Annotated in this window: 14 protein-coding genes; 10 read left to right on the top strand and 4 right to left on the bottom strand. The window is 73.0% G+C overall.

Features of this window, described 5'->3' with window-relative positions:
* Positions 1 to 66: 66 nt before the first annotated feature.
* Complete coding sequence (locus tag ACIBW6_RS19080) at positions 67 to 1,269, top strand: MFS transporter (protein WP_399060950.1); 1,203 nt, start codon at positions 67 to 69, stop codon at positions 1,267 to 1,269.
* Between the two features lie 44 nt (positions 1,270 to 1,313).
* On the opposite strand, the gene ACIBW6_RS19075 is transcribed toward ACIBW6_RS19080, so the two are convergent.
* A complete protein-coding gene (locus tag ACIBW6_RS19075; RefSeq protein WP_399060948.1) occupies positions 1,314 to 2,615 on the bottom strand; it encodes an alginate lyase family protein in 1,302 nt (433 codons plus the stop codon).
* Positions 2,616 to 2,807: 192 nt separating this feature from the next.
* Between ACIBW6_RS19075 and ACIBW6_RS19070 the strand changes: the two genes are divergently transcribed.
* The 3 genes from ACIBW6_RS19070 to ACIBW6_RS19060 all read left to right on the top strand — a co-directional run bounded on the left by ACIBW6_RS19070 (position 2,808) and on the right by ACIBW6_RS19060 (position 6,038).
* A complete protein-coding gene (locus ACIBW6_RS19070) occupies positions 2,808 to 4,211 on the top strand; it encodes a uracil-xanthine permease family protein (RefSeq protein ID WP_399060946.1) in 1,404 nt (467 codons plus the stop codon).
* 108 nt (positions 4,212 to 4,319) lie between these two features.
* Complete coding sequence (locus tag ACIBW6_RS19065; RefSeq protein WP_399060945.1) at positions 4,320 to 5,036, top strand: DUF5995 family protein; 717 nt, start codon at positions 4,320 to 4,322, stop codon at positions 5,034 to 5,036.
* A gap of 72 nt (positions 5,037 to 5,108) precedes the next feature.
* Entirely contained in the window at positions 5,109 to 6,038 is a 930-nt protein-coding gene (locus tag ACIBW6_RS19060; protein WP_399060944.1) for an LLM class F420-dependent oxidoreductase, read from the top strand.
* A 17-nt stretch (positions 6,039 to 6,055) separates the two neighbouring features.
* Here the strand turns inward: ACIBW6_RS19060 and ACIBW6_RS19055 are convergent, their stop codons facing one another.
* The 3 genes from ACIBW6_RS19055 to ACIBW6_RS19045 all read right to left on the bottom strand — a co-directional run bounded on the left by ACIBW6_RS19055 (position 6,056) and on the right by ACIBW6_RS19045 (position 9,932).
* Positions 6,056 to 7,759, bottom strand: a complete 1,704-nt coding sequence (locus tag ACIBW6_RS19055; protein WP_399060942.1) for a flavin monoamine oxidase family protein — start codon at positions 7,757 to 7,759, stop codon at positions 6,056 to 6,058.
* 228 nt (positions 7,760 to 7,987) lie between these two features.
* Entirely contained in the window at positions 7,988 to 8,440 is a 453-nt protein-coding gene (locus ACIBW6_RS19050; protein ID WP_356492024.1) for an Lrp/AsnC family transcriptional regulator, read from the bottom strand.
* Positions 8,441 to 8,450: 10 nt separating this feature from the next.
* Positions 8,451 to 9,932, bottom strand: a complete 1,482-nt coding sequence (locus tag ACIBW6_RS19045; protein WP_399060940.1) for an amino acid permease — start codon at positions 9,930 to 9,932, stop codon at positions 8,451 to 8,453.
* Positions 9,933 to 10,380: 448 nt separating this feature from the next.
* On the opposite strand from ACIBW6_RS19045, the gene ACIBW6_RS19040 reads away from it, so the two are divergent.
* From ACIBW6_RS19040 to ACIBW6_RS19015, 6 genes are read left to right on the top strand one after another with little or no spacing between them, the layout of a single operon-like run.
* Complete coding sequence (locus ACIBW6_RS19040) at positions 10,381 to 11,265, top strand: STAS domain-containing protein (protein WP_399060938.1); 885 nt, start codon at positions 10,381 to 10,383, stop codon at positions 11,263 to 11,265.
* Positions 11,262 to 11,663 (top strand): STAS domain-containing protein, encoded by a 402-nt coding sequence (locus ACIBW6_RS19035; RefSeq protein WP_399060936.1) that lies wholly within the window; start codon positions 11,262 to 11,264, stop codon positions 11,661 to 11,663. The genes ACIBW6_RS19040 and ACIBW6_RS19035 overlap by 4 nt, the downstream gene beginning before the upstream one ends.
* Complete coding sequence (locus ACIBW6_RS19030) at positions 11,653 to 12,102, top strand: ATP-binding protein (protein WP_399061081.1); 450 nt, start codon at positions 11,653 to 11,655, stop codon at positions 12,100 to 12,102. The genes ACIBW6_RS19035 and ACIBW6_RS19030 overlap by 11 nt, the downstream gene beginning before the upstream one ends.
* Positions 12,099 to 13,112: an ATP-binding protein gene (locus ACIBW6_RS19025; RefSeq protein WP_399060934.1), complete on the top strand. Its 1,014-nt coding sequence runs from the start codon at positions 12,099 to 12,101 to the stop codon at positions 13,110 to 13,112. Before ACIBW6_RS19030 ends, ACIBW6_RS19025 begins: the two co-directional genes overlap by 4 nt.
* Positions 13,109 to 14,347 (top strand): PP2C family protein-serine/threonine phosphatase, encoded by a 1,239-nt coding sequence (locus ACIBW6_RS19020; protein ID WP_399060932.1) that lies wholly within the window; start codon positions 13,109 to 13,111, stop codon positions 14,345 to 14,347. Before ACIBW6_RS19025 ends, ACIBW6_RS19020 begins: the two co-directional genes overlap by 4 nt.
* Positions 14,344 to 14,733, top strand: a complete 390-nt coding sequence (locus tag ACIBW6_RS19015; protein WP_399060930.1) for an STAS domain-containing protein — start codon at positions 14,344 to 14,346, stop codon at positions 14,731 to 14,733. Before ACIBW6_RS19020 ends, ACIBW6_RS19015 begins: the two co-directional genes overlap by 4 nt.
* The last annotated feature ends 1 nt before the right edge of the window (position 14,734 follow it).

Raw genomic sequence — 14,734 nt, 5'->3', positions numbered from 1 at the left:
TCACGCACGGCCGGACGTCACGCACCGACGCACGCGCACACCGACGTACGGGGAGGGGCCCACCGGATGAGTGAAGCGACCTACACGCTGGAGAAGGTGAAGCGGGCGCGCTACGCCGTCGCGACCGTCTTCTGCGTCCACGGGGCGGTGACGGGTTCGTTCGCGACCCGCGTGCCGTGGATCCAGGACCACGCGGGCGTGAGCGCGGGCCAGTTGGGCCTGGCGCTCGCCTTCCCCGCCATCGGCGCCTCGGTGGCGATGCCGCTGGCCGGCAGCGTGACCCACCGGTTCGGGGCCAAGGCGGCGCTGCGCGGGCTGCTCGCCCTGTGGACCCTGGCCCTGGTCCTGCCCTCGCTCGCCCCGAACCTGCTCACGCTCTGCGCGGTGCTCTTCGTCTACGGGGCGTCGGCCGGCATGTCGGACGTGGCGATGAACGCGCTGGGCGTCGAGGTCGAGACCCGCCTCGACAAATCGATCATGTCGGGCCTGCACGGCATGTGGAGCGTGGGCGCGCTGATCGGCTCGGCGGGCGGCACGCTCGCCGCTCACCTGGGGGCGGACGCGCGGCTGCACCACCTGCTGGCGGCCGCCGTGCTCACCGCGGCCGGGTTCGTCGCCTGCCGGTGGGTGCTCGACCTGCGGCCCACGGAGGACGAGGAGCCGCCGCCGCGGTTCGCGCTGCCGCCGAAGTCCGCGCTGCTCATCGGCGCCGTCGGGTTCTGCGCGGTCTTCGCGGAGGGTGCGAGCCTGGACTGGTCGGCGGTGTACCTGCGGGACGTGCTCGACACCTCGGCGGGGCTCGCCGCCGCCTGCACCACGGCGTTCACGCTCACCATGGCGGTGACCCGGATCGCCGGCGACGCCGTGGTGGACCGCTTCGGGGCGGTGCGCACCGTGCGGGTGAGCGGCGCCATGGCTACCTGCGGCGCGCTGCTCGTGGTGCTGGCCCCGAACCCGCCGGTCGCGATGGCCGGGTTCGGCCTGCTCGGGCTCGGCATCGCCGTCGTCGTGCCGCTGGCCTTCGCCGCGGCCGGGCGCAGCGGGCCGAACCCGAGCCAGGCCATCGCGGGCGTCGCCACGATCACGTACACCTCCGGGCTGATCGCGCCGTCGGCCATCGGCACGGTCGCGGACGCCACCAGCCTGGTCGTGTCGTTCGGCCTGGTGACGGCGTTGACCTGCGGGCTGATGGTGTTCGCGGGGGTGCTGCGCGGCGCCGACCGCACCCCGACGGCGGTGCCGGCCCCGTCCGTGGCCCGCGTCGACTGACGCCGCGGGCCCCGGCGCGACCGCCCGGACCCGCGGCGCCGCCGTCATCCGGCGATCGAGTCCAGCTGTTCGGCGGCGGGCCGCAGCTCCCACAGGTCGCCGCCGGGCGGCGCCTCAAGGTCCGGCACGGCCCGGCGCGCGGCCGGGTCCCCCGCGTCGGCCGCCGCCCGGACGACGTCGCTCGCCGCGAAGCGGTGGAACTCCAGCTCCGGGTGGGGCCAGGCACTCGCCCCCGTCGCGGCGGGCAGCAGGTAGTCCACGGCCTTGACCAGGCTCTGCCCCTGCGGCCCCCGGTAGCGCCACAGGTCGACGCCGACGTGCCGGCCGATGGCGGCGAGTCGCGTGTACGCGACGAGGTCGAAGGTCGAGTAGTGCCAGCTGCGGGTGCGCGCCAGTTCCTGCGGCTGGGTGCCGTCGCCCGCGATCTGCGCGTCGATGCGCCCGGCGCGGACGCCGAGGACGGTGCGGCGGGCCAGGTCCTTGTCGCCGGTCGCGTACGCGAGGGCGGCCACCTGCATGTCGTAGAAGGTGCCGTGGTTGTTGTCGGCGGCGCCTTCCTGCTCACCGAAGTCGCTGTGCACGAGCCAGTCGAGGAAGTCCTCGTTCCACTCCCCCATGCCCGCCCGGTCGCCGCGCGTCCAGCCCGGGGCGCCGGTGGCGAGGAGGGCGACGGCGTCGACGACGCTGGTGTACGACTGCGAGAAGTCGATGACGCCGATGGCGCGGCCGTCGTACTTGCACGGGATGAACTGGGCGTGGTCCAGGTCCGGGTTCATCTTGGTGGCCGCGTCGAGGAACCAGGTGCGCAGGATCTGCCCGGCCTTGACGGCGTACTGCTTCTTGCCGGTGTAGTACCAGGCGAGGGCGAGGTCGTAGCTGGAGTCGAAGACCTTCTCGACGTCCTGCCGGTCGGTGCCGGTGTCGACCTCGGGGTTGCGCTGCCCGTCGCGCTGTTCGTACGGGCAGCCCCAGGGGTTGTCGGTGGTCGGGGCCGTGGTGGGCCACCAGTACGGCGCCTGGCTCAGGTAGTCGTGCACGTCGCCGCCGGGGGCGGGCTTCGGCTTGTCGACGACCGTCCAGGGGCCCTGCCCGAGCCAGCGGTCGGCGCGCGCCGTCAGGTCCCGGGCGGCCCGGGCGAGCCGGGGGTCGCCGTGGGCGAGGCGCAGCCGGGTCCGCCTCAGGCGGTCGCCGTCCAGGACGGCCGTGCGGGGAGCGGATTCGCGGGCGGTGGCAGGTGCGGCCCGCGGCTCGTGGGCGGCGGCCTGCGCGGGCGGGATCAGGACGGCGGTCAGCGCGGCCGCGGCCGCGACGAGGGCGCCGAGGCGCATCCGGGGTCTGGCACGCATCAACACGGCTCCATTCAGACACATATCTGAACGATGTTCACGGACAAGTGCGAGTGAGGGTAGACCTCCGCCCCCTCGGCAACAAGAAGTCCGACAGCGCCCATGGCTGCGCCCGCCGCGGCCGGCCGGAGCGGACGGCCGCGTGCCTCTACCATGAAGCGATTATTTCGAGCCACAGAAAGCAGAACTCACATGGACCTCGGCGTGCGCTGGAAACTGCACGGCGACGGGCGTACCCCGGCCCCCGGAGCCGTCGTCCGCCCCGACGAGCGGCTGTCGTGGCCGCGCACGGTCGGACTCGGCGCCCAGCACGTGGTCGCCATGTTCGGCGCCTCGTTCGTCGCACCGGTCCTGATGGGGCTCGACCCGAACCTCGCCATCATGATGTCCGGCGTCGCGACGGTGATCTTCCTGCTCGCCACCCGCGGCCGGGTCCCCAGCTACCTGGGCTGCTCCCTGTCCTTCGTCGGCGTCGCCGCCGTGATCCGGGCGCAGGGCGGCTCCAGCGCCACCGTGACCGGTGCCGTCCTCGTGGTCGGCGCGGTGCTCTTCCTGGTCGGGGTCGCGGTCCAGCGGTTCGGGGCGCGGATCATCCACGCCGCGATGCCGCCGATCGTCACCGGCGCGGTCGTCATGCTGATCGGCTTCAACCTGGCGCCGGTCACCGCCTCCACCTACTGGCCGGCCGACCAGTGGACGGCGCTGCTCGTGATGCTCTTCACCGGCCTTGCCGTCGTCTGCCTGCGCGGGTTCTGGTCCCGCATCGCCATCTTCCTCGGCCTGCTCTTCGGCTACGGCCTCTCCTGGCTCCTCGACCTGGTCTTCGGCAAGATCCACTCGGTCGACGGCGGTACCGAGGCCGTCGACCACTGGCGCCTGGACCTCTCCGCGGTCGGCTCGGCGGACTGGGTCGGCCTGCCCTCCTTCCACGCCCCCTCCTTCCAGTGGTCGGCGATCCTCGTCGCGCTGCCCGTGGTCATCGCGCTGATCGCGGAGAACGCCGGGCACGTCAAGGCGGTCGGCGAGATGACCGGGGAGAACCTCGACGACAGGCTCGGCACCGCGATCTCGGCGGACGGCGTCGCCTCGGTGCTCTCCACCGCCGTCGGCGGCCCGCCCAACACCACGTACTCCGAGAACATCGGCGTCATGGCCGCGACCCGCGTCTACTCCACGGCGGCCTACTGGGCGGCGGCCGGATTCGCCCTCCTCTTCGGCCTGTGCCCCAAGTTCGGCGCGATCGTCGCGGCGATCCCCGGCGGCGTCCTCGGCGGCATCACCGTCATCCTGTACGGCATGATCGGCCTGCTCGGCGCGCAGATCTGGATCAACGCCAAGGTCGACCTGCGCAACCCGCTGAACCTGGTGCCGGCCGCCGCGGGCATCATCATCGGCGTCGGCAACGTCTCGCTGAAGTTCACCGACACCTTCTCCCTCAGCGGCATCGCCCTCGGCACCATCGTCGTGATCACCGGCTACCACGCCCTGCGCGCGCTGGCCCCCGCCCACCTCAAGTCGCAGGAACCCCTGCTGGACTCGGGCACCTCCGCCTACGACGAGGGCTCCGGCACGCCGCGTCCGCCGGCCGGCTCGTAGGCGCGACCGGGCGGCGAACGGCCGGTCCCGCACCGGCCGTTCGCTCGTTCTGGGGAAGCCCCCGGCCAGCCGACGCCCGCGCGGGCCCCGGGCTGGGACCCTTCGTCCATGGCGCAGGCGGAGCGGTTCGCAGGTACGTACACCCCGGCCGCACCCGGGATCGACGCGGTGCTGGCGCGGATGCGCGCGCTCACCCTCGACCTGCCGCCGCGGGACGGCGTGGCGGTCTTCAACCGGGTCTATCTCGCCGTCACGGAGGCCGTCGACCGGGCGGTCGAGCGCGGCGCCGCGAGCGGCTTCCGGGACCGGGCCGCCGCCGTCACCCTGGACGTCCGCTTCGCCGAGCGCTACCTCGCGGCGGTGGAGGCGGCGGCCCTCGGGAGCCGGGGACCCGCGTGCTGGCGCCCGCTGCTGCAGTTGCGGCGCCACCCCGGCGTGCGCCCGCTGCAGTTCGCGCTCGCGGGCATCAACGCGCACATCGGCCACGATCTGGCGCTGGCCGTCGTGGACGCCTGCCGGACGCTCGGCTGCGCCCCGGCCGCCCTGGAGGACGAGTTCGAGCGGGTGGGCGACCTCCTCGTCGCGCTGGAGGAGCACGTCCGCGAAGAGCTGATGCCGGGCCCCGACCTCCTCCAGGTCGCCGACCCCCTCACCCATCTGCTCGGCTCGTGGAGCCTGGAGCGGGCGCGCGACGCGGCGTGGGGGTCCGCCCGCGCCCTGTGGGCGCTGCGTGAACTCCCCTGCCTGGCCGACGAGTTCGCCTACCGACTCGACACCTCGGTGGGCCTGGTCAGCCGCATGCTGCTCACCCCGCTCCCCGACTGAGCGGAACTCCGGGGCGGTGTCGGCGCGTTGAGGGTTGTGACACCCGATGCGCACGCGACGAAGGAGCACGGTATGGCGACCCGACTCGGCCTGGGCCTCCCGCAGATGCGGCAGTACGACATCGGCCGCGACATCCCCGACGTGGCGCGCGCGGCGGAGGCGACCGGCTACGAGAGCCTGTGGGTCTTCGAGCGCGTCCTGTTCCCCGAGCCGGCCCGGCAGGGGCTCTACGGCGTCCCGGGGCTGCCCTGGCCCGACCGGTACCGGTCGGTCGCCGATCCGCTCGTTTCGCTCACCCTCGCGGCCGCGGTCACCTCACGCGCCCGGCTCGGCACCAGCGTGCTGGTGGCGCCCCTGCACGTCCCCTTCCAACTGGCGCGCTCGCTCGCCTCGTTGGATGCGGCGAGCGGCGGCCGGGTGGTCGCCGGGCTCGGCACCGGCTGGTCGCACGACGAGTACGCGGCGGCGGCCGTGGCCCCCTTCGAGCGGCGCGGCGCGGTCCTGGACGAGCTGATCGACGTGTGCCGCGCGGTGTGGGGCCCCGACCCGGTGGCGTACGAGGGCGAGTGGACGACCGTCGCGCCGTCCGTGGTGGGGCCCAAACCGGCCGGGCCGCTGCCGATCCTGCTCCCGGCCGGCGGCCCCCGGGCCGCGCGCCGCCTGGTCGACCGGGCGGACGGCTGGATGCCCGCGGCCGCCGGTGTCGAGGCGCTCACCCGGCAGTGGGCGGAGCTGCGGGCGCTCGCCGAGGAGCGGGGCCGCACCGCGCCGCTGCAGAGCGTGCTGCGGGCGAACACGCTGTACTCGCGGGAGACGTACACGGGCGAGGACCGGCGGCCGTTCCAGGGCAGCACGGACCAGATCGTCGAGGACCTGGCCGCGCACGCCGCGGTGGGCCTCGAGGAGATCCTCCTCGACCTCCAGGGCGACTGCCGCGACGCGCAGGAGCTCAAGGACGTGGCGGCGGAGGTGTACGAGAAGGCCCGCGCCGCCGGGGTGTAGGCGGACCCGGCGAGGTGTTAGTCCTCCGGGAGTTCGACGGGGGCGATCTCGTCGTACACGTCGCCGGGGCCGGGGTTGGTCGCGTCGGTGGTGCCGCCCAGATGGTGCAGCACGCCCCACACCGCGTTGAGCGCGGTCTGCACGGCGCCCTCGGCCCAGCCGGCCGTCCAGGAGATGTCGTCGCCGGCCAGGAAGATGCCGCGCCGGTCCGCGGGCAGGCGGTCCTGCATGAAGTGGGTGAACAGGCGCCGCTGGTAGCGGTAGTGGCCCGGCAGGTTCGCCTTGAACGCGCCCATGAAGTACGGCTCGTTCTCCCAGGACACCGTGACCGGGTTGCCGATGATGTGCTTGCGGATGTCGACCTTCGGATAGATCTCGCCCAGCGACTTGAGCATGACCTCCATCCTCTCACCCGCGGAGAGCGGCAACCACTTCAGGCTGTCGTCACACCAGGTGTAGGAGAGGCAGATGACGGCGGGCTTGTCCGGCCCGTCGTCCAGGAGGTACGTGCCGCGGGTCATCCGGTCGGTGAGCGTCATCGACATCGTGTCGCGGCCGGTGGTCTCGTCCTTGTCCAGCCAGAACGGCCGGTCGACCGGGACGAACAGCTTGCTGGACTCCATGTAGTGGGTCCGCTCGATCGCCGTCCAGTGGTCGATCGGGAAGAGCGCGTCGTCGCAGGCCACCTTGGAGAGCAGCATCCAGGACTGCGCGGTGAAGATCGCGGTCCGGTACGTGCGGATGTCGCCGTCGGCGTCCGTGACGGTGATGTGGTTCCCGGCCGTGCGGGCGAGCCGGGTCACCGCGGGCCGCGGCGTGCGCTCGGCGTGCAGCGACGCGAGCGAGGTGCCGGGCGCCCAGTGCACGATCTTGCCGGGCTCGCGCTCCCACAGCCGCAGCGGCAGCTGCTGCGAGCCGCCGACGATGCCGCGGTGGTGGTCGTCGGCCTCGGTGTAGACGACGCGCAGGATCTCCAGGATCGAGTTGGGGAAGTCGGTGTCCCAGCCGCCCGTGCCGAAGCCGACCTGGCCGAAGATCTCCCGGTGCCGGAAGGACCTGAAGGCCTCGGACTCGCACAGGAACCCGTAGAACGTCTGGTTGTCGAGCTTCTCCACGAGCTGCGACCAGACCTCCCGGATGCGTGGCACGTCGCGCTCGCGCATCGCCTGGTTCATGTCCGTGAAGTCGGCGCCCTCCTCCAGACAGGCGTTCCACGCGGCGGCGACGTCGCGGTAGACCTGCGGCAGGTCGTCGATCGTCTCGGCGTAGTGGCTCTCGCCCTTGAGGTCGACGACGGTGGAGGGGGTCGCCGGAGAGAGCGGGTTGGGGAACGGCCGGGTGTGCAGCCCCACCAGGTCGATGTAGTGCTGGAGCGCCGTCGACGAGGGCGGGAAGCGCATCGCGCCCATCTCCGCGCTCAGCCCGGCGGCGTCCGGCGGCGTCCCCTCGAAGCCGACCGTGCGCAGCCGTCCGCCGATCTGGTCCGCTTCGTAGACGACGGGCTTGAGGCCCATCTTCATCAGCTCGTACGCGGCGACGATCCCGGACAGGCCGCCCCCGATGACCGCGACCTCCGTGCCGTGCTCGGTCGCCGGTATCTGGCCGAGCCCCGCCGGATGGGCGAGGTAGTCGTCGTACGCGTACGGGAAGTCCGGCCCGAACATGGTGATCGGCGGCTGGGCCTCGGTGTGCTGGACGGCGGTGGGCACCGTGGACGTCATGGGGTACGGGCTCCTTGCGGATACGGGTGCGCGGCGACGACGGCAGGGCTGTGCTCAGCGGCGTACGACGTACGAACGGGGAGGGGGTCGTCGGGGATCTGTCCGCGACCGGTACGACCGTACGTTTCGGCCCGGCCGACGGGGAAGACCGGAGCGTTGCGTCTGGGTGTGCGATCCGTTGCGCGCGCGGGAGCCTGTGCGGCGATCCGTTGCGCGGGCCCGGAGCCGTCAGACAGGCGAGCCCGAGGTGAAGCGGCGCATCAGCGGTGACAGGACGAGCACGGACTTCGTCCGCTCGACGAACGGCTCGCCCGCGATCCGCTCCAGGACCCGCTCGAAGTGGCGCATGTCGGAGGCGAACACCTGCACGAGGGCGTCCGCCTCACCGGTGACGGTGGAGGCGGCCGCGACCTCGGGGTACCGCTCCAGGCCTCGCCGGATCGCGTCCGGCGAGGTGTTGCGGCGGCAGTAGATCTCGATGAACCCCTCGGTCTCCCAGCCGAGCGCGGCGGGGTCGACGCGCACGGTGAAGCCGGTGATCGCGCCGGTGGCCCGCAGCCGGTCCACGCGCCGCTTCACGGCGGGCGCGGAGAGACCGACGAGCATGCCGATGTCGGCGTAGGAGCGACGGGCGTCCTCGGCGAGGGCGTGCACGATGCGTTCGTCGAGATCGTTCAGCAAGGCAGGCGGTTCACTTCTGTGCTTCTGCGGCATCCGCGGGGGCGGCGAGACGGGAGCGACGCATCCCGTAGCTGAAGTAGAACACGAGGCCGACGGCCATCCAGACACCGAAGACGATCCAGGTGATCTCGGACAGCGAGCCCATCATCCACAGGCAGAGCCCGAAGCCGATGACGGGCAGGACGGGCGAGAGCGGCACCCGGAAGGTGCGGGGCATGTCGGGCCGGGTCCGGCGCAGCACGATCACCGCGATGTTGACCAGGGCGAAGGCGAAGAGCGTGCCGATGCTGGTGGCGTCGGCGAGCTGGCCCAGCGGGACGGCGGCGGCGAGCACGCCGCAGAACAGGGAGACCAGGAGGGTGTTGACGCGCGGCGTGCCGCTCTTGGCGTGGACCTTGGAGAAGACCTTGGGGACGAGTCCGTCGCGGCTCATCGCGAACAGGACGCGGGTCTGCCCGTAGAGCACGGTCAGCACGACGGAGGCGATGGCGATGACGGCACCGGCCGCCAGCAGCGTCGCCCAGAACGACTGGCCCGTCACGTCCTTCATGATCCCGGCGAGGGCCGCCTCGGAGTCGCTGAACTGCTGCCAGGGCCTGGCCCCGACGGCGACCGCGGCGACGAGCACGTACAGCGCGGTGACGATGACGAGCGAGAGCATGATGGCGCGCGGCAGGTCGCGCTGCGGGTTCTTGGCCTCTTCGCCGGCCGTGGAGGCGGCGTCGAAGCCGATGTACGAGAAGAACAGCGTGGCGCCCGCGGCGCTGACCCCGGCCATGCCGAGCGGCATGAAGTGCTCGTAGTTGCCGGACTGGAAGCCCTTGAGCCCGACGGCGCAGAACAGCAGCAGGGAGACGATCTTCACCGCGACCATGATCGTGTTGGCGCGGGCGGACTCCCTGGCGCCGCCCAGCAGGAACACCATGGCGAGCAGCACCACGATGAGTGCGGGCAGGTTGAAGACGCCGCCGTCGCCGGGCGGTGCCGAGAGCACGTCGGGGATGGTGACGCCGATGGTGCCGTCGAGCAGTTCGTTCAGGTACTCGCCCCAGCCGACGGCGACGGCCGCGACGGAGACGCCGTACTCCAGGACCAGGCACCAGCCGCAGATCCAGGCGATCAGCTCGCCCATCGTTGCGTATGCGTACGAGTAGGAGGAGCCCGCGACCGGGATGGTGCCGGCCAGTTCGGCGTAGGAGAGAGCCGAGAAGAGGGCGGTCAGGCCCGCGATCACGAACGACAGGGTGACGGCGGGGCCGGCCTTGGGGACGGCCTCGCCGAGGACCACGAAGATGCCGGTGCCCAGCGTCGCCCCGATGCTGATCATGGTCAGCTGCCAGAGCCCGAGCGAGCGCCGCAGTGAGCCGCCCTCCCCCTGCCCGCCCTCGTCGACCAGGCGTTCCACCGGCTTTCGGCGCATCAGGCGGGCGCCGAGGCCGGCGGCTGCGGCCTCGGTCTGCGGGGTGCGCGGGGGTGCGCCGTGGTCGGGCACGGACTGGCTCCTTCATCGCTGCCAATGGGGTCGGGCGGGGGCGAGGGAGCGCGTGGCGGCGGTCACATCCGAACCGGGGACCGCCGCGCAGGCCGTCTCCCGCCGTGCCACCTTCAGCGGATGACTCTAAGGGACGGAGCTTCCCAGCTGTAATGCAGCAACCTTGCGTGCCCGCGCGCGAACGTTGCGCGGATCGCCGCAAGGCAGGAGTTCGTTGCGACGTCCGTTTCGTCTGTTGCGTTCACTGTGGCAGGCATCACACGGCAGGGCGGGGAGTGAAAGCGCGGTTCGCGGGTACGCGGGTGGGCCGTCCCGTGCACCGGCCGGTCACCGGCTCCGCACGGGACGCCCGTGCGTCGCCCCCCGGGTTGGGGCTACAAACGTTCGATGTGTGCATCATGTGGAGGACGTGCACGGCGGTCAGAGAAGAACGGTGTGAGAGGGGCTTGTGAGTAAAAGCGAAACCGACATCCGCCATCTGCTGCTGGAGGCGCTGCGCGCCCAGGAGGGGCGGATCGCCGAGCGGTGGACGCTCCTCCAGCTGGAGCAGGCGGCCCTCGGCACGGACATGACCGAGGGCGAGCTGCGCGAGGAGGCGCATCTGCTCATCGATGCCCTCACCGAGGCGCTGGCCAGTGACACCCCGGTCGGACGCCTGGTGACGTCGCACCACAACCTGCGCACCACCGTCGTCCAGCTCTCGCTGCGCCGGGTGCGGGCCGGGGCCACCCCCACCGACACCTCCCTCGCCGTCCTCTCCCTCAAAGAGGCGCTGCTGGCGGCGGTCCAGCACACCACGCGGGACAGCGGCGAGCTGTTCTCGGCGGCCCTCCTGGTCAACCGGATGCTCGACGCGGCCGGCGCCCTCTCCTTCGAGACCTACGTCGAGGGGCGCGACGAGATCATCCAGCGTCAGAGCCGCCAGCTCATGGAGCTGTCCACGCCCGTCGTGCGGCTGTGGCGCCAGGTGCTGGCCGTCCCGCTGATCGGCACGCTCGACACGGCCCGCACCCAGATCGTCATGGAGTCGCTGCTCCAGGCGATCCAGGACGACGAGGCCAAGATCGCCATCATCGACATCACCGGGGTGCCGACCGTCGACACGGCGGTTGCCCAGCACCTCATGCACACGGTCAACGCCGTCCGGCTGATGGGCGCGGACTGCGTCATCAGCGGCATCCGGCCGCCCATCGCCCAGACCATCGCCCAGTTGGGAATCGACCTGTCCACCATCCTGACCCGCGCGACGCTGGCCGACGCCCTGGCCGACGCGGTGAGACTGACCGACCAGCAGGACGTCGGCTTCACCGTGCCCGGATCGGCACCGCGGTGACCACCGTGCGCCCCACGGGCGTCCCCATCCTGCGGCTCGGCGACGTCCTGGTGACCGGGCTCCTCAACGAGCTGGACGACCGGTCCGCGGTCGCCTTCACCGACGAGCTGACCGAGCGGATCGTCTCCGACCGGGCCCGCGGTGTGCTCATCGACATCTCCCGGCTCGAACTCATCGACTCGTTCGTGGCCCGCACGCTGATGGAGCTCACCCACATGGCCCGGCTGCTCGGCGCCCGGGTCATCGTCGCGGGAATGCGCCCCGCCGTCGCCATCACCCTGGTCGAACTGGGCATCCGGCTCACCGGGGTGGAGACGGCGCTCAACGCCGAGCAGGGGCTGACCGCGCTCGGCTGGCAGCGGACCCCGGAGGGCCCAGGCCGTGACCATGTCGGATGAGGCGGCCGCGCACCCGCACCCCGCAGCGGCCCAGGTGGTCGTCCGCCGGGAGTACGAAGTGCGCTCGGAGGACGACCTCCTGACGGTCCGTCATGCCGTGCGCGCGGCGACCGTCGAGTGCGGTTTCGGCCTGGTCGACCAGACCCGGGTGGTCACCGCCGCCAGCGAACTGGCCCGCAACGCCTACATCCACGGCGGTGGCGGCACCCTCACCGTCGAGCTGCTGCGGCGGCGCGGCGGCGACGGCATCCGCCTCGTCATCACGGACGAGGGGCCCGGCATCCCGGACATGGGGGCCGCCATGACCGACGGCTGGACCTCGGGCAACGGCCTCGGCCACGGCCTGGGCGGCGCCCGGCGGCTGATGGACGAGTTCCACGTGGACACCCGGCCCGGCGCCGGCACCACCGTCACCGTGGCGCGCTGGACGGTGCGGTGACGGCCTTCGCCGACGCCGCCGTGACCGCGCACGTCGTCGTCGACCACTCCAGCGCCGTGCACCACGCGGCGTCCCTGGCCAGGGACGCGGCGCGGGCGTCCGGTCTCGGCCCCACCCCCGTCGAGCGGGCCGCGGTCCTCACCAGCGAACTCGCCGGAAACCTGCTGCGGCACGCGGTCGACGGGGCCGTCTATGTGCAGCGACTGCCGCAGGGCGGCGGCATCGACGTGGTCGCCGTCGACCGGGGCCCGGGCATGGCGAGCCCCGACCGGGCCATGGTCGACGGGTACAGCACCACCGGGACGCTCGGCTCCGGCATGGGCGCGCTGCGCCGCCTCGCCGACGAGCTGACGCTGCGCAGCCTGCCCGGCGTCGGCACCTTGATCTGCGCCCGCTTCCACGCTCCCGGGGCCACGCCGACACGGGCCGACATCGGGCTGCTCTGCCTGCCGCTGCGCGGCGAGCAGGAGTGCGGGGACAGCGCGACCGTGGTGGACACGCCGGGCGGCCGGACGGCGGCCGTCGTCGACGGGCTCGGCCACGGCGCCGAGGCCGCCGAGGCGAGCGCCGCCGCCGTACGGGCCTTCCGTGCGGAGCCGGAGCGGCCGCTGCCCGACCTGCTCACCGTGATGGACCGCGCGCTGCGCGGCGGCCGCGGCGCCGCCGTCGGCCTCGTACGGCTGCGGCCCGGCACCGTCGAACACTGCGGCGTGGGCAACATCCGGCTGCTGATCGTCGGCCACGACGGCACCGGCCCCCGGGCCACCGGCCAGCCCGGCGTCGTCGGCTGGAACATGCCCCGGCCGCGACCGGTCTCGCTGACCATGCCCGCGACGAGCTCGGCGGTACTGCACAGCGACGGGATCGCCGCGCGCTGGCCGGAGACGGCCACCCCGTTCCTGCTGGGGCTGCCGCCCCGGCTGCTCGCCGCGGCTCTGGGCCATGGCTATCGTTCGGCCCGGGACGACGCGACCGCCCTCGTCACCGGGGCGGCAAGGAGGAACTCATGACCGACCGGGCAGCCGCGCCCGCCCAGCGCACGACCCACCGCACGCCGGCCGAGCTGCGCGCCGCCGTACGGGCCCTGGCGGTCACCTTCCGGCTCTCCGCCGAGCTGCGCACCCGGCTGACGCTCTCCGTGGCGCGGGTCGCGGAGTCCGAACTGCGGGCGGGACGGCCCGTGACGCTGGAATCGGCGTACGAACAGAGTACGCACCGCCAGTCCCTCACGGTGCGCCTGCACGCCGCGCGGACCCCCTGGGCCGCGCCGGTCGAGGCGCTGCCGCTGCCCGGGCAGCACGAGGCGGACACCACGGTGTGGCGGGTGCCGCTGCCCGGACAGCGCCGTCCCCCGGCCCTGGAGTCCGCCGCTCCCTCCCCGACCGACCTCCTGGAGGAGGAGCTGCGGGTCGCGGTCGCCCGCGCCGACGCCCTGGAGGCCGACCGGCGCCGCCTCACCCACGAACTGGACGAGACCAACAGCGGCGTCCTCGCCCTCTACGTCCAGCTGGAGGAGCGCGACGAGCAGCTGCGCCGCGCCCACGGCCAGATGCTCCGCGAACTGGAGGACGCCCTGCGGCCCGGGCCGATGAAGGTCGACGGGCTCGAACTGGCCATCCACTACGCGCCCGCGGGCACCGACGCCCCCACCGGCGGCGACCTGTACGACTGGTTCGAGCTGCCCGACGGCACCGTGCACATCACGGTCGTCGACGCCCTCGGCCACGGCCTCACCAGTACCAGCAGCGCCCTGAACGTGACGCACGCCGTGCGCACGCTGGCCCTGGAGGGCCACCCCCTGGAGACGATCGTCGCCCGCACCGACGAGATCCTGCTGCCCTACGACCGGGAGCTGATGGCGACGGTGCTGCTGGCCCGCATCGACCCGGCGACGGGCCGGGTCGTCCTCGCCAGCGGCAGCCACCCGCCGCCCCTGCTGGTCTCCGCGGACGGCTCCGCCCGCTTCCTGGAGGTACGCGGCCGGGGCATCGGCTACCCGAAGGCCGGCAGCGACCGGCTCTGGCAGGAGGACCTCGCCCCCGGCGACCTGCTCGTGCTCTACACGGACGGGCTGACCGAGAGCCGTCGCGACCCCTACGAGGGCGAGCGCCGGCTCGTGTCGGCGGCCGTCCGCCACCGCGACCGCCCGACCGAGGAGATCCCCGGCGCGCTCGCCGAGGAGATGCACACCGTGATCCTGCACCCGGACGACACCCTCGCCCTGACCGTACGGAGGAGCCGATGACGCACGCGGCACCCGAGCCCATACCCGACGGGCCCGGCACCGCCCTGTCCTGTACCGGATCGGACGGACCCGACGGGCCCGTGATCGCCCTCGCCGGCGATCTCGACTACGAGACGGCCCCCGAGCTGATCGCCGCGGTGGAGGCGCTCGCCGACCCGCCGGGCACCCTCGTCACGCTCGACCTGTCCGGCGTGCAGTTCTTCGACTCGGGCGGCATCAACGTGCTGCTGCGGACGCGGGGCGTGCTCCAGGAGCGCGGCGTCTCGCTGGCCGTGTGCCGCCTCTCCGCCGCGGTCGAGCGGATCTTCCGGATCACGGGCCTCGACACGGTCATCGGTCCCGCCGCGGCCCCGACGGGGCCCCTTGAAGATCCGGCGGTGGGGTAGC

Origin of the sequence: Streptomyces sp. NPDC049813 (genome assembly GCF_044465085.1) — a bacterium.
Classification (GTDB): Bacteria; Actinomycetota; Actinomycetes; order Streptomycetales; family Streptomycetaceae; genus Streptomyces.
Note: the sequence above shows the minus strand (reverse complement) of the source record. Positions and strands in the feature narration are given on the sequence as shown.